The sequence below is a fragment of the Kribbella yunnanensis genome (assembly GCF_039529655.1).
Lineage (GTDB): Bacteria > Actinomycetota > Actinomycetes > Propionibacteriales > Kribbellaceae > Kribbella > Kribbella yunnanensis.
In genome coordinates this window covers 156,204-178,347 of record NZ_BAAANF010000003.1, presented here as the reverse complement: position 1 = coordinate 178,347, position 22,144 = coordinate 156,204, and the positions used below count along the sequence as shown (strand labels likewise).

At 66.9% G+C, this 22,144-nt stretch carries 14 protein-coding genes; 9 read left to right on the top strand and 5 right to left on the bottom strand.

The features are described 5' to 3' along the window. Positions 1-83 precede the first annotated feature (83 nt). The gene (locus ABD231_RS05575; RefSeq protein WP_344145997.1) at positions 84-3,062 is read left to right on the top strand and encodes a sacsin N-terminal ATP-binding-like domain-containing protein; all 2,979 of its coding nucleotides are present in this window, start codon (positions 84-86) and stop codon (positions 3,060-3,062) included. Between the two features lie 1,609 nt (positions 3,063-4,671). Here ABD231_RS05575 and ABD231_RS05570 read toward each other — a convergent pair. The 3 genes from ABD231_RS05570 to ABD231_RS05560 form a co-directional block, all read right to left on the bottom strand. Next, positions 4,672-6,213, bottom strand: a complete 1,542-nt coding sequence (locus ABD231_RS05570) for an HNH endonuclease signature motif containing protein (RefSeq protein WP_344145994.1) — start codon at positions 6,211-6,213, stop codon at positions 4,672-4,674. A gap of 53 nt (positions 6,214-6,266) precedes the next feature. Continuing rightward, on the bottom strand, positions 6,267-8,105 hold the full coding sequence (locus tag ABD231_RS05565) for an AfsR/SARP family transcriptional regulator (protein ID WP_344145991.1): 1,839 nt from the start codon (positions 8,103-8,105) through the stop codon (positions 6,267-6,269). Positions 8,106-8,182: 77 nt separating this feature from the next. After that, the gene (locus ABD231_RS05560) at positions 8,183-8,998 is read right to left on the bottom strand and encodes a class I SAM-dependent methyltransferase (protein WP_344145988.1); all 816 of its coding nucleotides are present in this window, start codon (positions 8,996-8,998) and stop codon (positions 8,183-8,185) included. 298 nt (positions 8,999-9,296) lie between these two features. On the opposite strand from ABD231_RS05560, the gene ABD231_RS05555 reads away from it, so the two are divergent. Genes ABD231_RS05555 through ABD231_RS05535 form a run of 5 tightly spaced genes read left to right on the top strand, consistent with a single transcriptional unit; the run spans position 9,297 to position 14,895 of the window. Next, positions 9,297-11,165 (top strand): ABC transporter substrate-binding protein, encoded by a 1,869-nt coding sequence (locus ABD231_RS05555; protein WP_344145985.1) that lies wholly within the window; start codon positions 9,297-9,299, stop codon positions 11,163-11,165. Then, positions 11,162-12,259, top strand: a complete 1,098-nt coding sequence (locus tag ABD231_RS05550) for an ABC transporter permease (protein WP_344145982.1) — start codon at positions 11,162-11,164, stop codon at positions 12,257-12,259. The genes ABD231_RS05555 and ABD231_RS05550 overlap by 4 nt, the downstream gene beginning before the upstream one ends. A 5-nt stretch (positions 12,260-12,264) precedes the next feature. Beyond that, complete coding sequence (locus ABD231_RS05545) at positions 12,265-13,140, top strand: ABC transporter permease (protein ID WP_344145979.1); 876 nt, start codon at positions 12,265-12,267, stop codon at positions 13,138-13,140. Then, positions 13,133-13,993, top strand: a complete 861-nt coding sequence (locus ABD231_RS05540; RefSeq protein ID WP_344145976.1) for an ABC transporter ATP-binding protein — start codon at positions 13,133-13,135, stop codon at positions 13,991-13,993. Before ABD231_RS05545 ends, ABD231_RS05540 begins: the two co-directional genes overlap by 8 nt. Further along, positions 13,990-14,895, top strand: a complete 906-nt coding sequence (locus ABD231_RS05535; protein WP_344145973.1) for an ABC transporter ATP-binding protein — start codon at positions 13,990-13,992, stop codon at positions 14,893-14,895. The genes ABD231_RS05540 and ABD231_RS05535 overlap by 4 nt, the downstream gene beginning before the upstream one ends. Before the next feature lies 1 nt (position 14,896). Here the strand turns inward: ABD231_RS05535 and ABD231_RS05530 are convergent, their stop codons facing one another. After that, entirely contained in the window at positions 14,897-16,930 is a 2,034-nt protein-coding gene (locus tag ABD231_RS05530) for a phosphocholine-specific phospholipase C (protein WP_344145970.1), read from the bottom strand. A 163-nt stretch (positions 16,931-17,093) separates the two neighbouring features. Here ABD231_RS05530 and ABD231_RS05525 point away from each other — a divergent pair, with 163 nt between their 5' ends. Together ABD231_RS05525 and ABD231_RS05520 are read left to right on the top strand one after the other, a co-directional pair. After that, positions 17,094-17,684 carry a histone deacetylase gene (locus ABD231_RS05525; RefSeq protein WP_344145967.1) on the top strand — a complete coding sequence of 197 codons (591 nt, stop codon included), beginning with the start codon at positions 17,094-17,096 and terminating at the stop codon, positions 17,682-17,684. Then, entirely contained in the window at positions 17,684-18,493 is an 810-nt protein-coding gene (locus ABD231_RS05520; RefSeq protein WP_344145964.1) for an amidohydrolase family protein, read from the top strand. The genes ABD231_RS05525 and ABD231_RS05520 overlap by 1 nt, the downstream gene beginning before the upstream one ends. A 24-nt stretch (positions 18,494-18,517) precedes the next feature. Here the strand turns inward: ABD231_RS05520 and ABD231_RS05515 are convergent, their stop codons facing one another. Then, positions 18,518-20,620: a M6 family metalloprotease domain-containing protein gene (locus ABD231_RS05515; protein WP_344145961.1), complete on the bottom strand. Its 2,103-nt coding sequence runs from the start codon at positions 20,618-20,620 to the stop codon at positions 18,518-18,520. 153 nt (positions 20,621-20,773) lie between these two features. Here ABD231_RS05515 and ABD231_RS05510 point away from each other — a divergent pair, with 153 nt between their 5' ends. Beyond that, positions 20,774-22,132: an NAD-dependent succinate-semialdehyde dehydrogenase gene (locus ABD231_RS05510; protein WP_344145957.1), complete on the top strand. Its 1,359-nt coding sequence runs from the start codon at positions 20,774-20,776 to the stop codon at positions 22,130-22,132. The last annotated feature ends 12 nt before the right edge of the window (positions 22,133-22,144 follow it).

The following is a 22,144-nucleotide window of genomic DNA, read 5'->3' as shown; positions in this document are numbered from 1 at the left end:
GAGCGCTCGCCGGGGCAGATCATCCTGTCCCGGCGGGCACCCTCGCCGTACCGGTCGGCCCACGCCCCGGCATACTGCACCGCGTGAGCGACGATGTGTTCGGAACGGCCGGGATCCGCGAACGCGTCCTGGCAGGCTGGTCCGCCGCGCCGATGCGGTTCCGGGAGGACGCGAACGCGGAGGAAGATCTCGCACTCGGCGGGTACGTCGACCGCCTGGTGATCGAGCTCGCCCAGAACGCCGCGGACGCCGCCGTCCGCGCGGGAGTACCTGGCCGGGTGCTGTTCGAGTTCCGCGGAAACACGCTCGTGGTCGCCAACACCGGTACGCCGTTGTCCGCGGAAGGCGTCGAGTCCCTGGCAACGCTGCGGGCCTCGGCCAAGCGCGACGCGGACGAGTCGGCCGTCGGACGGTTCGGGGTCGGGTTCTCCGCGGTTCTGTCGGTGACTGACGAGCCGGTGATCTTGTCGCGCACCGGCGGTGTCAGGTTCTCCAAGGCCGACACCGCGGCAGCGATCGCAGCACTCGGCGAGACCGGACTCGACACCGAGGTACGGCGGCGCGACGGCAAGGTGCCGGTCTTGCGCCTGCCGTTCGCCGCCGAAGGCGAACCACCAGCCGGCTACGACACCGCGGTCATCCTGCCGCTACGCGACGAGGCCGCGGCCGCTCTCGTGAGTCGTCTGCTGGCTGAAGCTGGAGATCCGCTGCTGCTCGCGCTCCCCGGTCTCTCAAGCATCGTCCTCGAGACCGACGATGGCACTCGCGTTCTCGAGAACGCGGAATCGCGCTGGTGGATCCACCGCACCGCAGGAACCTTCGACGCCGGCGAGCGCGAACAGCTACTCGCCGACCGCCCCATCGAAGAGCGCTCTCGCCCGTACTACTCGGTCCTCTGGGCCCTCCCACGCGATCCCAGCACGGCTCTCCCGAACGTCGTCCAAGCGCCGACCCCGACCGAGGAAGCGCTCTCTCTGCCGGCGCTCCTGCTGGCGAGCTTCCCCCTCGACCCAACCCGCCGCCATGTAGCCAAGGGCCCACTCACCGACCGCCTGGTCCACGAAGCAGCCACCGCCTACGCCGACCTCCTTCACCGACGTGCTGAGCGCCCCGAGCAGAATGTGTTGCCGCTGGCACCCACGGGGTTGGCGGCCGGCGTGCTGGATCAGGCGTTGCGGGAGGCAATTCTCGCGGTACTGCCGGGGACGGCGATCGTGCGTGCGGTCGAGGACGGCCGCTTGCTACGTCCTCGGGATGCGGTGGTGGTCGAAGGTGCTGACGACGCTTTCAATCAGGTGCTGGCGCCGATCGTGCCGGGGCTGATCGGCTCGACTCGGCAGGATCGGCTCGCGCTGGATGCACTCGGCGTTCGGCGGCTGGAGTTGGCCGAGGTTGTGGACCAGCTCGGGACCGCCGCGGCCGACGAGTCGCCGGAGTGGTGGAGCGCTCTCTACGGATCTCTCTCTGGCATGGTGACGGACGCACTCCTGCGGGAATCCCTTGGTACGTTGCCGGTTCCGCTCGCCGACGGCCGCCTCGTCCGCGGTGCCCGCGCACTTCTGCTTCCCGGCCCGGAGCTCCCGATCGACGTCCTCGCTGAGTTCGGCGAGTACGGCGTTCGCGTCGTCCACCCGGCCGCCGTGGACCCAGCGCTCGAGCGACTCGGCGCGATTCCGGCATCACCACGTTCGTTGCTCGAAGACAGCGCCGTACGAACCGTCGTCGAGCATTCCGTCGAGGCAGACGACCCGGACGCGATCGCGCACGCCGTACTGAGCCTGGTTGCGACTGACCCGGCACAGGTCGAAGGCCTCTGGTGGCTGTCCGATCTCGTGCTGCGTGACGTGGACGGCGAGCTGGTGCCGGCAAACGCTCTCGTGGTTCCCGGGTCCGACGCCGAGGCGGTGCTGGACGACGAAGAGGTTGCGCCGATCGATCCCGCGGTCGTCGAGCGGTACGGACTGCCCGCGCTGGCGGCCGTCGGCGTACTCGCGACTCTCGGGATCGTCACATCCTCGGATGTCGCGCTGGACCGGTTGCCGGAGGCCCTCAAGGACCTGGATGCGATCGAGGACTGGGCATACGACGTGGCGCCGGACGGTTCGCGGTACGGCGCGACCGTCGGCGAACTCACCGCGATCCGCGATCTCGACTGGATCAAGGACGACGCGTGGCCACGGGTTCTCGGAATTCTCGGAACCGTTCCCGAACTACGCCGTGCCCTGGTTACTCAGGTGCGCGTGGTCGGCCCCGACGACCGGCCGCTCGGCGTACCGTCGTACTCCGCGTGGTGGATCAGAGAGCGCGTTCTCCTCGAGGATGGCGAGCCCTTGGCCGGCCGGGCCGATCCCGACGCGGACCATGTTCTCGCGGCGTTCCTGGACGCGGCCCCCGAGTGGACTCGCGATCTCGATCCCGAGGTCCGGTCGGCGGTGGGCCTGGTACGTGAAGTCGGCGATCTCGACGCGGATGGGATCAGCCTGGTGCTGGAGCGCCTCGCCGATCCGGATCAGGAGATCTCAGAGAGCGCTCTCCTCCGTTTCTGGCGGCAGTTGGGGACGCTGCCGTTGTTCCCCGGTGATGCTCCAGAGCACGTCCGAGTGCTGGGGGAGGACGGCTGGACCGAGGTGGTCGAAGCCGATGCTGCCGTCGTCGCGGACAGCCCGATGTGGTTGCAGCGCGCCGATCTCGGCGGATTCGTGGTCGCCTCCGGCGCCGCGGCCGACGGGCTGAGCGACCTGCTCGACGTACCGCTCGCCCAAGAAATTGCCGAAGGCAAGATCGACGGTGCCGGGACGCCTGCCGACGTACCGGAGCTCGTGCGCGAATTAGTCCCCGAGGTCCCGCACGTGTGGTGGGAGCACGAGGAACTCACCGTCGACGGCGTAGAGGTCTCCTGGTGGGTAGACGCCGACGGCGCCCCCCACGCAGCCACCTTCGACGGCCTAGCCAAAGCCCTAGCCTGGGCCAGCACCCGCTGGGACCGCCGCCACGTCATCCGAGCCGTCCTCAACGAACCCGACCGAACCTCAGAACTCCTAACCGACGCCTCCTACGACTAGCCGCCCGCCCACCCCACGACACGAAGAACACGAGGCAGCGGCACCTACCGCGCTCCCGCCCGCTGACCTGAGCAGAAGAGCGCAGCCGCAAGCCGGCCCCCTCCTGCCCGTCACGTCGCCCAAACGCCCGCCAGCAAAGAACCGCCAGTCGATCCGCTGGCTGAGCCGGGGTGGCCGACTCCCAGTCGTCTGGTGCCGACAGACCGTGGTCGCCGCTGCCCTGCGACCAGCTGACTCGCAGCTGCCCCTTAGACCGGGCCGTCGCCTGCATCGACTCGGCCGACGACGCACCCGGTGGTTGATCGCCGCTGCGGCCGACCAAAAAGCAGGTTGGCTGGGCGGTCCGGTGGCTGAGGGGGATGGTTGCTGCGGGCGACCAGTACCTGCGTCGTCTGGGGCTGACGGGCTGTGGTTGCTGCAGTGGGATCAGGTGCCTTGCAGCTGACCCACCGCCTTAGTTGCTGCCCCCGGGACCAGGCGACTTGCGGCTGACCCATAGCAGTGGTTGCTGCTCGCGGATGCGGCTTCCTGTTGACGTCGCGTCCTGGGTTGTGCAGGCGTGGCGTCGGCTGCCTGCGTGGACTCGGCCGGTGGCGTGTGCGGTGGTTGTTCGCCGCTGCGGCCGGTTGAAAGCAGGGTGGGTTGGGCGGTCCGATGGTTGAGGGGGATGGTTGCTGCGGGCGACCAAAGCCTGCGTCGTCTGGGGTTGACGGGCTGTGGTTCCTGCCTGAGGATCAGGAGGCTTGCAGCGGACCTCTCGTCGTGGTTGCTGCATCGGGATCGGGCGGTTTGCAGCTGACTCACCGTCGTGGTTGCTGCTCCGGGATGCGGCTTCCTGTTGACGTCGCGGCCTGGGCTTGAGCGGGTGTCGCGTCGGCTGCCTGCGTGGACTCGGCCGGTGGCGTGTGCGGTGGTTGTTCGCCGCTGCGGCCGATCAAAAGCGGGGTGGCTGGGCGGTGCGGTGGTTGAGGGGGATGGTTGCTGCGGGCGACCGGTGTCTGCGTTGTCTGGGGCTGACGGGCTGTGGTTGCTGCAGTGGGATCAGGCGGCTTGCAGCTGACCCAGCGCTGTGGTTGCTGCATCTCGGATGCGGCTTGCTGTTGGGGTCGTGGCCTGGGCTTGTGCACGTGTCGCGTCGGCTGCCTGCATGGACTCGGCCGGTGGCGTGCGCGGTGGTTGTTCGCCGCTGCGGCCGACTAAAGGCGGTGTGGCTGGGCGGTCCGGTGGCTGAGGGGGATGGTTGCTGGCGGCGACCGGCGCCTGCGTCGCCTGAGGTCGACGGGCTGTGGTTGCTGCCTGCGGGATCAGGTGGGCAGGTGGCTGACCCACCGCTGTAGGTGCTGCCCCGGGGATCAGGTTGCTTTGCGACTGACCCGTCGGTGTAGGGCCCGGCCCGGGGATCAGAGGGCTTTTGCGCTGACCCGTCGGTGTAGGTGCTGCTTGGAAATCACGGGGGTGGCGGCTGATGCGGTGGTGTGGGCAGCGGCTGTGGCTGTGGTGGTTGTGTGGTGGGCGTGGGTAGGTCCGCGGGCCGGTCTGGGGACCGGCTGCCGCGGTGGGGTGATGGGGTGGGTGGATCGGTGAGGTGGTGAACCCGGGGTGGTGGGGTTTACGGTCCGGCTGTGGGGGTGGTGTTGGTGCCCCAGGGGTCGGTGTAGTTGGGTGCCACTGCGGTGAGCCAAGTCCGGAGGGCTTCGCGGGCGGCGGCCAGTCCAGGGTTGGGCAGGGTGCTGGCGGCGGGGAGCCGGTCGGGTTGCTGGTGCGTTGGGTTGCTGGTGACGCCGGTGAGGCCACTCCAGTCGGCACTGGCGCTGCCGACACCGCCCCGATCGTCACCGCAGTCGTTGGTGTTGTGGGTGTGGGCAGGGGTGACCCAGTTGATGACCTCGGCGAGTGCGGCGGGGTCGGTGATCGGTGGCGGGTCGGCCCATGACGGGCGGGTGACCTGGACGCCGTCTGGAGTGATCGACAGCGCCCACTGACCGTCATGGACAGCGCGGTGATGGACCGCGCATAGCAACGCGAGGTTTTGGAGGCTGGTGGGGCCGCCGTTAGCCCAGTGGATGAGGTGGTGGGCGTGACACATCCAGGGTGGGGCTTTGCAGACGACGCAGCCTTTGTCGCGTTTGTTCAGCGCGCGGCGGATGTAGCGGTTGACGAAGCGTTGTTCGCGGCCCACATCCAACGGTTGGGAGTCGCCGCCGAGGACGATCGGCAGGACCGCGGCGTCGCAGGCCAGGAGGCGGACGGCGCCGGCGGACAGGTTCCCGCCGAACACCAACTCACCCACCCCGCCACGCCCGTCGGCCGCCCCGGCTTCGGCCGCCCCGGCTTCGGTTGTGCCGCCGAAGGCGGCTGGGGTGGCGGCCAGTGAGGCTTTGAGGTCTTCGAAGTCGATGGTGACTGTCAGGTGCGGGACGCCGGGTGAGTCGGGGTTGCCTGCGGCGCGGTCCAGGATGATCTTCAGCGCGTCGGCGCCTCGCTGGTCGGCCGTGCGTGGGTCGCGTTCGCCGTCGACGGTCTTGTGGGGTTTGGACAGGGTGTGGAGCTGGGTCTTGAGGAGTTCGGCGTAGGCGCCGGCCACGAACCCGGTGATCTTCACGCCGTCATCAGTGGGCCGCAGCCGCAGGAACTCTTTCGCGCGGGCCTGCTCTTCGGCTGGTTCGGGGCCGTCGGTGTCCAGCGTGGACAGGACCTTCACACCGAACCTGGTCAGCTCACGCGGGTTCGTGATCCGGGCCGCTTCGACCATCTGCTCCTCGGCCACCGTCAGGGTCTCGACCGGGACGGTCGCGGGGGCTTTCTCCAAGGTCTTGACGATGACCTTGGCCTGGTCGGGAGACACCACCGCGGGCCGCGCGAGGTCGGCGGGGTCGGGCAGGGCGGCGGTCACGGCCGGGTACTTGTGCAGAGCGCTGGTGAAGGCGAGGTCTTTGCGGACCTCGACCGGATCGCGGCGGTAGCGTTCGGCGACCAGTTCGACGGTGTTGCGGGCGCCCAATTCTTGGGCGATGCCCATGTCGTCCAGGCCGCCCAGGAGTTGGAGTTTGTAGGTATTCAGCACAGCGGTGGCGGCCTCGACGGTGTCGAGAGTGGACAGCAGTTCGCTGCCGCTCAGCGACCACACCGGGGGTAATGCCAACGTCTCCATACCCAATAGCTTAGACATGGCCACCGACAGTTTTCGAGGCCAGAAGCCCTTATTTACAAGGGATGTGTGGGCTGTTTGGGGGCTGGTTGTGCGCTCAATTTGCCCACAGTTGGGATCAGGGTTTGTAGGTGTGGGTTGTCGATGGCGGGGGCGAGAGAGCGTGCTCTGGTGGTTGCTTGCGGGTCTCCGAGGGCGGCTAGGTGGAGGTAGGCGCGGGCTTGGAGTTCGCGGAGGTCGCAGCGTGCAGCGAGGGTCGACAGGGCGGCGGCTAGTGGGTGGGCTCGGTTGGTGTCGTTGCGGGCCAGGGCTGCGGTGATGGCTGCGTCCAGGACGTGGGCGTGGACCCATTGGTAGCGGTCGGGTTCCTGGCCGGCGCGTGAGAGAGCGCGATCCAGCCATTCGGTGGCTGTTGAGTGGTCGCCGCGGGCGGTGTGTAGGAGGGCGAGGCCGCGGCCGGCCATGCCTTCCCAGCAAGGGTCGTTGAGTTGGCAGCCGAGGGCCCAGGCCTCCTCGAAGCCGGTGGTGGAGTCGTTGAGGTTTCCGGCGTACAGGTCGAGTTCGGCTGCCAGGGCTTGCGGCCATGGGAGGAAGGCGATCCAGCGTTCGCGCCGGACTAGGTCGAGGGTGCCCTGGATGGCGGTAGTTACCGAGGCGTACTCGGCCCGCAAGAGGTGTGCGCGTCCGACGAGGGACCAGGACCAGGCTTGCTGGCGGGGATCGCCGCAGCTCGCGGCAAGTTCGACGGATTCGCCTAGTTGCTCGAAGGCTGTGGGGTAGTCGCCGCGGTCGGAGGCGTTCATGCCGCGGACGCCGAGGATGGCGGCGCGTTCGCTGGCGGTGTCGGTCAGTTGTTGGGCGCGCGTGAGCCAGCTGTCGGCGGTTTGGCGGCGGCCGGCCTGGACTTCGATGAAGCCGAGTTCGCGGAGGGCGAGAACGGCCGTAGAGCGCTCTCCGGCCTGTTCTGCCACGAGAAGCGCTTGGTGCAGGACGATGGCGCCTTCCTCGTCGTGACCGCGGATCGCGTGGACGAGCGCACCGCCGAGTGCTGCGAGTGCGCGGGCTTCGAGTGTCTTGTCGCGACATTGGACGGCCAGGGTGGCGGCTTGGCGCAGGCACTGGAGGCCGGCATCGACGGCTCCCGCGACGATCGCTGCTCGGCCGGCCTGGAGTTGGCTCACGGCGGCGGCCCGGCCGCTGAGCGGTGGGGTGGGATCTGGGACGAGTGTCGCAGCTTCGTGTAGTGACGAGGTGACCTCGACGCCGAGCTCGCGGCGGAACAGTTCCGCACACTGCGAGATCCGTTGCAGGGCTGCGACCCGGTCGCCGGACGCGGCCAGGCTGCGGACGAGCAGCTCGTGATTCCCTTGCTCGTGCGGACTGATGGCAACGGCCTTGGCGGCAAAGGGAATGGCCGCCTCGGCCTGGCCGGACGCGAGCCGGGAGATCGCTCTCTGGCGTAGCTGAGCCTCGATCTCACTCGCGATCCGACGACGTTCGAGCAGCAACCAGGACTCGAACTCCGGGCAGGACTCGAGCTCGATTCCCTCGAGCAACTCACCGGTCGCGAGCAGGTCGTCGTCGCTCGCGGCTGCCAGGCGCAGTACGTCGGCAGTCATGGCGCCGGTCAGGACCGGGTCGCCGGTGAGCAGGCCCGGTACGCCGATCGCCCGGCGGAGCTCGGCCAACGACCAGCGCAGTGCGCCGAGCGGATCGTCGGCGTCGGCGAAGAACAGGTCGGACAGTCGTCGGCGGCTGGGTGGCCGCTCGGCCAGTAACAGATAGCCGAGCAGCCCCCAGGCCTTCCGCCCTCGCGGTTGCCGGACCGCGGCGCCGCTCCGCTGCACCCTCGGCGGACCGAGCAACCGGATCTCGACGACCGGAACATCCCGCACCAGAGATCTCGCCCCCTCGCCTGAGGTCTCCAGTGTCACCCGGAGAGCGCGATCCGCCGAGGCTTCGCCGTACTGGATCAGCGGCGGATTCCCACCACCTCGAGATATTCGGCGCGGGCGGCGACTGTGCCGTCGGTTGCGTAGTCGAACGCTCGCGGTACGTCGGCGAGTTCGGCAGCGAACCGTCGGTGGTCCTCACCGTCGAGCGTCCCGGCCAGCCGCGTGATCGGACCGTAGTTGTCGATGAACCACTGCGCGAAGTGCTCCGGCGAGTGGTAGCGGAACACGTGCTCCCGCTTGGTGATCGCGGTGAATTCGACCCGGTCGCCGAACAGCTCGTGCAGGTGCTGTTCGGTGCCCCACAAGGTTGGCGGCCGGACGCCGGCCGGCGGCGGGGCCCACTTCGACACGGCCTTGAAGAGCTGGCCGATCATGCCGGCCGGAGTCCAGCTGGAGAGCGCGATCCGGCCGCCCGGCTTGGTGACCCGGACCAGTTCGTCCGCGGCCTGCTGATGGTTCGGCGCGAACATCACGCCGACCGTGCTCAGCACTACGTCGTACGACGCGTCCGGCAGCGGAAGGTCTTCCGCATCGCCCTCGACGAAGGTCACCGGAAGGTGTTCGGCGATGGCTCGTTCGCGACCCTGATCGAGCAGGTTGACCGCGTAGTCGACACCGGTCGCCTCTGCGAACCGCCGAGCTGCCGCCAGCGCCGCGTTGCCTTGGCCGCAGGCGACGTCGAGAACGCGCTCTCCGGCGTGCACATCGGCGGCCTCGGCCAGCAGCTCCGCGATCAGCTGCAACGTGTTGCCCACCCGCGGGTAGTCACCGGTCTCCCAGCCCGCCCGCTGGTTCTTCTTGATCGCCTCGTAGTCGATCGTCGTACTGCTCACTTGTCGTTCCCCCAAAGTTGCCGATACCGGCCACGGGATGCGGCCGTTGCACCAAGAGAAACCGGTCACCGTGTGACGCGGCGTGTGACCACCACGGTGTGACCACTCGTTCACGTGGTCACGGACAGCGAAACATCGTTGTCAGAGGTTGGTATATCGACTGATCTGCGGGTTTGGGCTCAGTTTTGCAACGTGGCAATGAACTCTTGCCAACGTTGTCAACGCTACTTATAGTCCGTGGCACCTCTCGGTCGGTGATGGTCCGGTCAACGCAACGGAAACTGAGGTGACTTTCGTCATGAGCACAGTCCCTGACAGGAACACCGCGCCCGCCAGCAACGAAGGGCCGCGCCCGCAGTTCGAAGACGTCGCCGAGGTTGTCCGCTACCAACTCAGCCGGCGCAGCCTGGTCGGCGGAGGTGCCGCGGCCGCGCTGACCGGTCTGCTGGCCGCGTGCTCGGGTGGCGGCTCGTACTCGGACAAGCCCGCGAACAACAAGCCCGTGGCGACGAAGTCGGTGCAGATCGGCAAGGCCAACATCCCGGTCCCGCGGGATCAGACATTGATCGTCGGCCAGGTCGAGTTCACCGTCTTCGACAGCTTCAACAACCTGATCCCGAACGGCGCGCCGGGCAGCGGCGGCTACGAGATGTGCCGCGAAGCCATGTTCTACCTCAGTTTCGCCACCGGTGAGCTGACGCCCTGGCTGGCCACCGGGTACAAGTACAACGCCGACCACACCGAGCTGACGATCAACTTCGATCCGGCGGCGAAGTGGAGCGACGGGAAACCGCTCACTGCGAACGACTTCAAGTTCACCGTGATGCTGCTGCGCGACCGCCCGGAGCTGTTCGGTGGCGGCGGTGAGCTGAAGGAGTTCGTCAAGGAGATCACGGTCCCGGATCCGCAGACCGCGGTGATCAAGCTGACCAAGGCGACGCCGCGGTTCCACTACAACTTCATCTCGGCGATCTACGCCGGGTTCGACATCATGCCGGAGCACATCTGGAAGTCGCAGGACCCGACGAAGTTCAAGAACAACCCGCCGGTCAAGAGCGGACCGTACAAGCTCAAGCAAGCGATCCGGAACCAGAAGATGTTCGTCTGGGAGAAGGACCCGAACTACTGGAACAAGGGCAAGCTCGACGTCGGGCCCCAGTTCGTCGTCTACCAGAGCACGTCGAAACAGGCCGACCAGGCCGCGCTCGCGTTCGAGCGGGCCGAGTTCGATGTCGGCTCGATCGACGAGCAGCACGCCAAGCAGCTGCGCAACACCGGGTACCCGAACCTGGTCACCACCCAGTTCAACGACCCGAACCCGCGGGTGCTGTGGCTGAACTGCGACCCGTCGCGCGGGGTCATCTCGGAGCCGAAGATGCGCTGGGCGATCAACTACTGCCTGGACCGGGAGAAGATCGGCAAGTCGATCTGGCCGGTCGAGGTGCCACCGGCGATCTACCCGTGGGCGGACTACCCGACCAACGAGAAGTGGAAGAACGACGAGATCGCGAACAAGTACAAGTTCGAGTTCAACCCGCAGAAGGCGACCGAGCTGCTCGACCAGATCTGCCCGAAGAACGCCGCCGGGAAGCGCGCGTACAAGGGTAAGGAGGTCAACCTCGAGATCATCACCGCGTCACCGGTCGACGGTGGCGAGTACGCGATCGCCAACGTGCTCAAGACCGAGCTGGCGAAGGTCGGCGTACCGGCGACTCTCCGCAGCCTGTCCGGCAGTGTGCACGGTGAGAAGTTCGAGCGCGGTGAGTACGACATCGACTCCAACTGGGCCGGCATCTCGTTCGACCCCGCGCAGCTCTACGCCGACTGGGAGAGCACCCGGGCGCAGCCGATCGGCAAGAACGCCGCAGGCAAGAACAAGATGCGCTACCGGAACCCGAAGTTCGACACCCTGTCGCGCCAGCTCGCCGCGATGGACCCGGCGGCTCCGGAGGCGAAGCCGCTGCTCGACCAGGCGCTGGAGATCTACTTCCAGGACCTGCCGCTGCTGCCGGTGATCCAGACCGGCTACCCGTCGTACTTCAACACCGTCTTCTGGACCGGCTGGCCGACCGACGAGGACCTGTACCAGGTGCCGCTGAACTGGTGGCAGCACTTCATGTTCATCCTCGCCAAGATCAAGCCGACCGGTACGAAGGGCCCGGCGTGACGGCGGAGGCCCCGCCGACGGTTGCTACAGGCAACAGCCAGGACACCGCATCCCCGACGTCGGGGGTGCGGGCCTGGATGTCGCGGCACCCGCTGGCGGCGTACGCCGTGCGCCGGTTCGGGCTGTACCTGGTGGAACTGTGGGGAGCGCTCACCATCGCGTTCTTCTTCTTCCGGTTGATGCCCGGTGACCCGATCCAGACGCTGATCCAGAGCCTGCAGCAGAACTACATCTACAACCAGCAGGCCTCGGCCGAGATCATCGCCCGGTACCGCGCCGAGTTCGGACTCGACGGAAACCTGCTGTCGCAGTACCTGGTCTACATGAAGAAGCTGATCCTGCACGGCGATCTCGGGCCGTCGCTGATCAGCTATCCGACGCCTGCGCAGGACGTGATCCTGCGATCGTTGCCCTGGACAATCGGTCTGCTCGGGATCTCCGCCGTACTGGCCTGGATCCTCGGGCTGGCGCTCGGCGCGGTCGCGGGCTGGCGGCGCGGCAAGCTCGGGTCGCGGATCATGACGAACCTGTCGATCGCGCTCTCTCACGTTCCGTTCTTCTTCGTGGCGCTGATCCTGGTCTACATCTTCGCGTACTCACTGGGCTGGCTACCGGCGCGCTCGGCGTACGACTCCAATATCAATCCGGGCTTCAGTCCGGCCTTCATCGGCAGTCTGCTCAAGTACGGGTTGCTGCCGGGGTTGTCGATCGTGCTGATCGGGACCTTCGGCTGGATCCTGTCGACGCGGATGCTGATGGTGCCCGTGCTCGGCGAGGACTACCTCGTGTACGCCGAGGCCAAAGGCCTGAAGCCGTGGCGGATCCTGACCCGGTACGCGCTGCGCAACTGCTACCTGCCGCAGGTCACCGCGTTCGGTATCTCGCTCGGCTTCATCTTCAACGGCAACGTCCTGGTCGAGCAGCTGTTCAACTATCCGGGTCTCGGGACGACCCTCGTCACCGCGATCCAGCAGCTCGACTTCAACACCATTCTCGGCGTCACGGATATCGCGATCTTCTCCGTCCTGACCGCCGTCCTCCTGCTCGATCTCCTCCTCCCGTTGCTTGACCCGCGCGTCAAGTACTGGAAGTGATGCTCATGAGAATCCTGACAGCTGTACTGCGGACGATCCGGAACAGCCGGCGGTTGGCGATCGGGCTGGCGATCCTGTTCGTGATGGTGCTGATCGCATTGCTCAGCCCGCTGATCGTCAAGGGGATCGGCGGATCGACGGACCCGCTGGAACTGGCGGCGTACGAGCGGTGGCTGGTGCCCGGGCCCGATCATCTGCTCGGCACCGACCAGTTCGGGCGGGACGTGCTCGCGATGGTGGTGAGCGCTCTCTCGGTGTCTCTCCAGATCGGGGCGATCGCCGGCGTGATCTCGACGGTGGTCGGGGTGATCGTGGCATTCGTGGCCGGGTACAAGGGCGGCTGGATCGACGGGATCCTGTCGACGTTCACCGGGATCCTGCTGGTGATCCCGACGTTCCCGTTGCTGATCGCGCTCTCTGCGTACGCCAAGAACGTGAGCCTGTTCCAGGTCGGCGTGATGATCTCGATCTTCGCCTGGCCGTTCGCGGCCAAGACGATCCGCGCCCAGGTGCTCAGTCTGCGGTCGCGGCCGTACGTCGATCTGGCCCGCGTGAGCAAGGCCCGCGACCTGGAGATCATCACCACCGAACTGCTGCCGAACCTGCTGCCGTTCATCGGGGTCGGGTTCGCGTCGTCGGCGCTGGGCGCGATCTTCGGGCTGGTCGGTCTGGAGATCATCGGGCTCGGGCCGGGTGGCGTGATCGACCTCGGGCAGATCATCTTCAACGCGATCAACACCGGCGCGCTGACGCTCGGCGCCTGGCCGATGTTCGTCGTACCGATTGTCTTGCTGACGTTGCTGTTCGCCGCACTGAACATGGTGAACATCGGGCTCGAAGAGGTCTACAACCCACGGCTGAGGGGAGTAGCCGGTGAGTGAATCGGTGAAGGAATCCGCCAAGCACAAGGGGACCTCGACCGACTCCGGGTCGGTGCTGGAGATCAAGGGTCTCGACGTCGCCTACTCGACCAACCGCGGCGACGTACAGGCTGTTCGCGGGCTGGATCTCGCCGTCCGCCGGGGCGAGATCCTCGGGATCGCGGGGGAGTCGGGCAGCGGGAAGAGCACGCTCGCCGTGGCGCTGCTGCGGCTGCTCAAACCGCCGGGCAAGGTGACGGCCGGTTCGGTGATGTTCCATCCGGCCGGGCGCTCGCCGGTCGATCTGCTGAAGGTGAACGGCGAGGAGCTCCGGGTCCTGCGATGGAGCGCTCTCTCGTATCTCCCGCAGGGATCCATGAGTTCGCTGAATCCGGTGATGCGCGTTCAGGACCAGTTCAAGGACGTGATCCTGGAACACGCTCCGGCGCGCAAGGACTCACTCGGTGAGCTGATCCCGCGGCTGCTGAGTCAGGTGGGTCTGGAGCCGCGCGTCGCCCGGATGTACCCGCACGAGTTGTCCGGCGGCATGAAGCAGCGCGTGCTGATGGCGATCGCGGTCGCTCTGGAACCTGATCTCGTGATCGCGGACGAACCGACCACCGCTCTGGACGTGACGATCCAGCGGGTGATCCTGCAGTCGCTGGCCGATCTGCGGACCGACTTTGGCGTGACGCTGATGGTGATCTCGCACGACATGGGCGTGCATGCGCAACTGGCCGACCGGGTCGCGGTGATGTACGAAGGCCGGCTGGTCGAGGTCGGCGACGTACGGCAGGTATTCAAGGATCCGCAGGACACCTACACCCGCCAGCTCATCGACTCGATTCCGCGGGTCGGAAGGAGAGCACAGTGAAGTCTGGTCGTGAGCATTTGGCCGAGCTCGAGCTCCGCAATGTCCAGCAACGATTCCACGCCCGCGGGGTCGCCGCCGGATACATCACCGCGGTCGACGACGTGAGCTTCACCCTCGCCGCCCAGCCCCCACAGGTCGTCAGCCTCGTAGGCCAGAGCGGCAGCGGCAAGAGCACGATCGCTCGCAACGTCCTGGGTCTGCAGAAACCGACTTCAGGAAGCGTTCTCTACGGCGGTAAGGACATCTTCAAGCTCAGCCGCGCCGAGTACGACGCCTATCGGCGCGATGTGCAGCCGGTGTTCCAGGACCCGTACGCGATCTTCAACCCGTTCTACCGGGTCGATCGCGTGCTCTGGAAGGCCGTGAAGAAGTTCGGCCTGACCAAGATCCGTTCCAAGGGCCTCCAGCTGATCGAGGAGTCCTTGAGAGCAGTGCGTCTCGAGCCGGAGAACGTTCTCGGGCGTTACCCGCATCAGCTCTCCGGCGGTCAGCGCCAGCGCATCATGCTGGCCCGCGTGCACATGCTCCGGCCGTCGTTCATCATCGCGGACGAACCCGTGTCGATGCTGGATGCCCAAGTCCGCAAGCACTTCCTGGACATCCTGCTCGACTTCCAGCGCGAGCACGGCATGACCACGCTCTTCATCACCCACGACCTGTCCACCGTCTACTACCTCGGCGGCGAAGTCATGGTGATCACCAAGGGCGAGATCGTCGAACGCGGCCCGGTCTCCACAGTCATGCACGAGCCGAGCCACCCGTACACGAAACTCCTGCTCGACTCCATCCCGCAACCCGACCCCGACAACCGCTGGACCAACCGCATCACGGTCGACGAACTCGAGGACCAGGAACGTTCCGACGCCAAGGCTGCCCCGGCGCCGGAAGCTCCCATCCTCTAGGTCAGACCGTGCGGATGGCCGGATCGCTGAGACCAGGCGCGCCGGTTTCGACGTGGCCGGCGAAGCGGCGTTGGTACGACGTGTCGGTCGGAGTGGTGACGGTGACGTCGTACCAGCGGCGGGTGGTGGTGATGGTGTGAGTGGTGGTGCCGGGTTGGAGGTTGAGGGTTTTGGGGGTGCCGCCGTAAGCGTTGGTGATGGTGACCTTGCGGGCGACGTCGGTGGTGAGGGTGAGTTTGAGGTCGCCGGTCCGAGTGTCGCGGGCGGTGATCTCGAGGGCGGTGGCCGGCTTGCCCTTGAAGCCGCGGAGGAAGCCGTTCGCGCTGTGCACAGTGAGGTCGTAGATGCCGCCGTACACGGTGGCGTTCCAGCTGTCAGAGAGCGATTTCCCGGCCGAGGTCGTGTAGGTCCAGGGGCCGTCGGTGCGGTTGGCCGCGGTCACCAGGAACTGCGCGCCGGCGTGAGCTCCGGAGGCGAACGTCAAGGTGTAGCGGCCGTTTGCCGAAGCGCCGTCGATGGTCGATGCATAGGGCAACGGCCTGGTACGGCGGGAGCCACGTTCCTGAGCGGGGACGGCGCCGACCGCGGGTGGCGCGGGGACGTACGACGGGTGCCGCTCGTTGTCCGGCGGCTCGTAGTCCGAGGTGTCGGGGAGCGGGACCGGGCGGCTGTCCGCCGTACCGAAGTCGAAGGCGGAGGTGAGGTCGCCGCAGATCGCGCGCCGCCACGGCGAGATGTTCGGCTCCTCGACACCGAACCGCTTCTCCATGAAGCGGATCACGGAGGTGTGGTCGAAGACCTCGGAGCAGGTGTACCCGCCGGTGCTCCACGGGGACACGACGAACATCGGGACGCGCGGGCCGAGGCCGTACGGGCCGGCGGTGTACTTCTTGTCACCGGGGAAGTTGTCCGGGGCAACGTCGACTGTGGACAGACCTTGGTTCGCGTCCTTCGGGGGGAAGGGTGGGACGATGTGGTCGAAGAAGCCGTCGTTCTCGTCGTACGTGATGAAGAGCGCGGTCTTGCTCCACACCTCGGGGTTCGAGGTGAGCGCGTCGAGGACGCGGGAGATGTACCAGGCGCCGTAGTTGGTCGGCCAGTTGGAGTGCTCGCTGAACGCTTCGGGGGCCGCGATCCAGGAGATCTTCGGGAGCCGGTTGGCCTGCACATCCGCGCGCAACTGGCCGAAGTAGTCCTCGCCGGCCTTGGCGTTCGTACCGGTCCGGGCCTTCTCGTAGAGCGCTTCCCCGGGTTTCGCGTTGCGGTAATTGTTGAAGTACAGCAACGAGTTGTCGCCGTAGTTGCCGCGGTACGCGTCCTCGATCCAGCCCCAGCTGCCCGCCGCGTCCAGGCCGTCGCCGATGTCCTGGTAGATCTTCCACGAGACACCGGCCTGCTCGAGCCGCTCCGGGTACGTCGTCCAGCCGTAGCCGAGCTCGTCATTGCCGAGAACCGGACCGCCGCCGGTGCCGTCGTTCCCGGTGTAGCCGGACCACAGGTAGTACCGGTTCGGGTCGGTCGCGCCGATGAACGAGCAGTGGTACGAATCGCACAGCGTGAACTTGTCGGCGAGCGCGTAGTGGAACGGGATGTCCTCGCGCGTCAGGTACGCCATCGTGGGGACACCCTTGGCCGGGATCCACTGGTCGTACTTGCCGCCGTTGATGCCCAGGTGCCCGTCCGGCCAGCTGTGCGGAAGCCCGGTCAGGAACTGCAGCCCGAGGTCGTCAGCGTCCGGGTGGAACGGCGGGATCTCCTTGCCTGTCTTGTCCCGCTGGTAGTAGACCGGCTTCCCGCTCGGCAACGTCACCGGCCGCGGATCCCCGAAACCGCGAACCCCTTTCATGGTGCCGAAGTAGTGGTCGAACGACCGATTCTCCTGCATCAGTACGACGATGTGCTCGACGTCGTTGATGTCGCCGCACTGGCGATGCGCCGGGATCGCAGCGGCCTGCTCGATGCTGTTCGCCATCGCAGCGAAGCCGGCCGAAGCGCCGGCCAGCTGCAGGAACCTGCGGCGATTGATGTCTGGCATGGGTGTCTCCTGTCGGACGGGTGGGGCGGATGGAGTGTCAACCACGGGCACTGCATCGCAGGCACCCTAACCTGAACGATTAACCGACGGAAGATGAACTTTCCTGTTCCCAATTAAGCAGTTTCACACCTTTATGATCACTCGAAGCGGAAGGCAACTCTCGGTGGATCGCGTCTGGTACGTCGCGTACGGCTCCAACCTCGCCCTCGATCGCTTCACCTGCTACCTCTCCGGCGGCCGCCCAACCGGTGGAGCCCGGACCTATCCAGGCTGTCGTGATCACACCGCGCCGACCCGGATCGAGGGCGTCGAGGTTGACGGCGGCCTGTTGTTCGCGGGGGAGTCGAAGGTGTGGGGTGGCGGGTCTGCCTTCTTCGATCCCGCGGCACCGCGCAAGGTCGCCGGGCGCGCCTACCTGCTGACCGCGGATCAGTTCGGCGATGTCGCGGCGCAGGAGATGTGGCGAGAGCCTGGCGGGGAGTTCGCGCGCAAGCTGGCGGCGTTGCTGCCGGAGGTCGTTGAGCTGCACACGATGGGGCCGGGGCGGTACGAGACTGTGGTGCGGCTGGGGGAGTACGACGGGTTTCCGATGTTCACCATCACGCATGGGGCGGTGGCTGAGCTTGAGCCGGTGGCGCCGGCGGCGTCGTACTTGCGATGGATTGTCACCGGGCTGCGCGAGGCGCATGGGTGGGAGGACGAGCGTGTACGACGCTATCTGTTGAGTGCGCCCGGCGTGGAGAGGTGGAGCTGATGGTGGTGGACGCGTGGATGCAGCATCCGACTCGGCGGATGTTGGAGCAGGACTGGCTGGAGTCGTTGCGGCGGTGGACTGGTGAGGAGTTCGCGGCCGAGGTGCCGGTGGGGCGGACGATTGCGGCGATGGATGGGGGTGGGGTTGATGTTGGGCTGATCAGCGCTTGGTACGCGCCGGAGGGCGTGCTTGTCAGCAACGACGAGGTGGCGGGGTTTGTGGCGCAGTACCCCGAGCGGCTGGTGGGCGTCGCGTCGGTTGACGTACGGCGGCCGATGGACGCCGTACGGGAGTTGCGGCGGGCCGTCCGCGAGCTGGGGATGTGCGCGCTGCGCGTGGTGCCGTGGTTGTGGGGGTTGCCGCCTAACGATCGGCGCTACTACCCCTTGTACGCCGAGTGTGTTGAGCTCGGGATTCCGTTTTGTACGCAGGTCGGGCACACCGGTCCGTTGCGTTCGTCCGAGCCCGGACGACCGATCCCGTATCTCGACGAGGTCGCACTGGACTTCCCGGAGTTGACGATCGTGGGCGGTCACATCGGGTACCCCTGGACCGTCGAGATGATCGCGCTCTCCACGAAGTATCCGAACGTCTACATCGACACGTCGGCATACACGATCAACCGCTACCCACCCGAGCTCGTCGCCTACCTGCGCACGCACGGCCGCAGCAAGGTGCTCTTCGGGACGAACTACCCGATGATCTCGCCGGAGAAAGCGCTCTCTGGTCTCGAGATCCTGGATCTCGACACCGAAGCTCAAGACCTGTTCCTGAGCGGCAACGCGCGCCGCGTCTTCGGCCTCACCTGAGACCGAAGACGCGGCGAACCGTGGTCAGCGCTTGATGGCGACGCAGGTCGCGGTGGCGGTCTTCGAGGGATCGCTCTCCGACTTCGCGGTCAGGGTGATCTTGGCGACCGGGCCCTGACCGGCCTTCGCGTAGACCGGGACGGTGACCTGCTGGCCGGCGTTGGCGGTGGTGAGGGCGTTGGGGAGCGAGACCGACCACTCCTTGCCGTTCACCTTGGCGGACAGGCGGTAGACGTCACCCTTCAGGTACGCCGAGATGTCCTCGGGGTGCTCCGACGTGGCGCCGGCCTTGCCGGTGTTGGTGAGTTTGAAGTTGCAGGTCTGCACACCGGCACGACCGGGTACGGCGACAGTCGGCTGCACGCGGACACCGCGCTTCTGCGCCCCGGAACCGTCGAGTGAGCGGATCGCGACCGTGTACGAGAGCACACCGGCGCGGTCCCGCCGTACGTTGGTGATGTAGAACTGCAGACGGTTGGCGGTGTCGGTGTACTCGTACTCGCTGCCCGAGTTCGTGCCCGCGTGGAAGAGGGCGTCGGACAACTGGCGATAGTCGCCGATCGTGATCGGGACCTTGGTGCCGTCCGGCAGCACGTAGTCCGTCATGTTGATGTCCTGCGGGTTGGCGTCGATGACCCATTCGAACGGCGCCGCGTCCTGGTTCTTGGTCTTCGCCAGCAGGACACCGGAGTCCGGAGTGAACGAGTCCGTGCCCATCCGGTCGACGACCTCGACCGTGTAGTTCTGGTAGCCGCGGCCGTCGCAGAACGGGTCCTTCGACGTGTCACACGGCGGCGCGAGATCACCGGCACCACCAAGCTGGATGTTGACGCCGGCGAGTCCCTTAGGACCCGGGTCATTGGTCCGCGCGGTGACGTCGGCGATCACGACCCCGGAACCAGAGAGCGCTTCCCGGGACAGGCGCAGGACGTTCTGCTCATCGACCATGTTGAGCTTGATCTTGTTGCGCAGCATGTGTTGCGCACCCATCGAGGCCCCACCGGTCGCCGGGATCATCCACCGGCTGTGCGGACCACCGGGCCCGTTGAACGTGCCGCGGCTGAGCATCTCCCACGGTCCGCTGTAGTCACGCCGCGCCGGGATGCTGAACGGGTTGTTGTAGTTGTCGCCGATCCCGAGGATGTGGCTGAACTCGTGCGCGTACACACTCATCCCGGAGCTCTCGGCCTGCGTCGACGACCCACCGCCGGCGTTCGGCCAGATCGTCGAACCGGACGCCCACGACGTCCACTCGACGTACCGGGTGTCGGACCAGTTCGGCATGGCCGGGTCCGGCGGGCCGAACTCGTCGCTGACGTCTTCCTTGGTCGGGAACTTCATCGGCCCGAACTCCTGCCAGGTCGACGACTCGTCCTGACCCGCGCTGAGGAAGAACACGAAGTCGAACCCGGCCGGCACCTGGGTGCCCTGGTCCGCCACCCACGCGGCCCGGCCGTCGGTGCGGATGTTCTTGGTGCAGGTGTCGCCGGCCGGACAGTCGCTCGGCTTCTGCATCTCCATGGCGTACTCGTGCGACTTCCCCGGCATCCGGTACGGACCGAACGACGTGAGTTCGACGCCGTACCGGCCGCCGGAGTCCTCCATCCAGTACTCGTGCAGGGTGTGACCGCGGTTGAGCTCGCCGGGCGTGTTCAGCAGGTTCTGGTAGAACTTCCCGACCTGATCACGCGGTACGCCGCTCGCCTCCGCACTCGGGTTGCCGAACACGGTCGACCCCTTGGGCTTCGTGACGACGAAGTCCGCGTTCGGGTAGTCGAGCAGCACCAACGCACCCTTGAACGTGCGCTGCGACCCCTTCACGTTCGGGTCCGACCAGTTCGTCCCGGGCGGCTTCTTGTAGTCCGACCACGTCATGTGGTCCGGGTTCTCCCAGTTCTGCGGATCGATAGGCCCCGGCAGCCCGTTCGCTCCGACGGTCGCGACGCGCTTGTCCGCGCCGGACTCCTGCCAGGGCTGCTGCTGCGGCCAGTGCGGGTACTGCCAGGCATTCGCGGGATCCGGGGGAGCGGTCGCACTCGGTGACGCAATGGCCAGACTCGGCACCGAAATGGCCGCCAGGACGGCGACCACACGCAGGGCGACACGATATTTCCGTTGCTCAGACACGGGCGGGCATCCGATCGACGATGGGCGGGGATTTTCGAACAGCCATGAGCATGCCTCCTTACACCCCTGACCACAACAAATGAGATGACTGTATACAGTATGTGATTCTGTGGTTAGTCTGGCCGGGCATTGGCGGCGTGGGATGGAGGAGCTATGTACACGGTCACCGACCCGGCGACGGGTGTGCTGGTGGAGGAAGTGGCGAACTCGACGGAGGAGGAGGTTCGCGACGCGATCGGGCGGGTGCACGCGGCGTACCCGGGGTGGCGGGCTCGGCCGGTGGCCGAGCGGGCGGGGATCGTGGGGCGGGCTGCGGATCTGTTCGAAGAGCGGGCTGCCGAGCTGGCCTCGATCATGACGCAGGAGATGGGGAAGCGGGTCAATGAAGGGCTGGGGGAGGTTGGCATCGTCGTCGACATCTTCCGGTACTACGCCGAGCACGGGCCGGCGTTGCTGGCGGACGAGCCGTTGGCGGTGAAGGGCGGCCGGGCGGTGATCACCAAGGGGCCGATCGGGGCGCTGCTGGGGATCATGCCGTGGAACTTCCCGTGTTATCAGGTGGCGCGGTTCGTGGCGCCGAACCTGGTGCTGGGGAACACGATCCTGCTCAAGCACGCGTCGATCTGCCCGCGGTCGGCGCAGGCGATCGAGGACATCCTGCACGCGGCTGGCGTACCGGACGGCGTGTATGTGAACACCTATGCGTCCAGCCGGCAGATCCCGGGCATCCTGGCTGACCCGCGCATCATGGGCGTCTCGCTGACCGGCAGTGAGCAGGCCGGGATCTCGGTCGCGGCCGAGGCCGGGAAGAACCTGAAGAAGACCGTGCTCGAACTCGGTGGGTCGGACCCGTTGATCATCCTCGACACCGCGGACATGGACGAGACGGTCAACGCCACCGCGACCGCCCGGATGCGGAACTGCGGTCAGTCCTGCAATGCGCCCAAGCGGATCATCGTGCTCGCCGACCTGTACGACGAGTATGTCGACCGCCTGACCAAGCGTGTCGCCGAGTACTACGTGCCCGGCGATCCGGCCGACCCGAAGACCAAGTTGCCGCCGCTCGCGTCGATCGCGGCCGCCGACGAGGTCGCCGGCCAAGTGGCGAAAGCGGTCGAGCAAGGCGCAACGCTCAAAGCAGGCGGCCGCCGAATCGGCCCCGGCGCCTACCTCGAGGCGACCGTCCTCACCGATGTCGCGCCCGGCATGGACGCTTACCACGAAGAGATCTTCGGCCCGGTCGCGATCGTCTTCAAGGCGGCTGACGACGACGATGCGATCCGTATCGCCAACGACACGCCGTTCGGTCTGGGTGCCAGTGTCTGGGGCACGGACCCGGACCGGCTGCGTCGGGTGGCGGATCGCATCGACGCCGGAATGGTCTATTTCAACCGCGCCGGCGGTTCCCAGGCCGACCTCCCGTTCGGCGGCATCAAACGCTCCGGCATCGGCCGCGAACTCGGCCCTGCCGGCATCGAGGAGTTCATGAACCACAAGTCGATCCGGCTCTGATGGCAGCTTGAC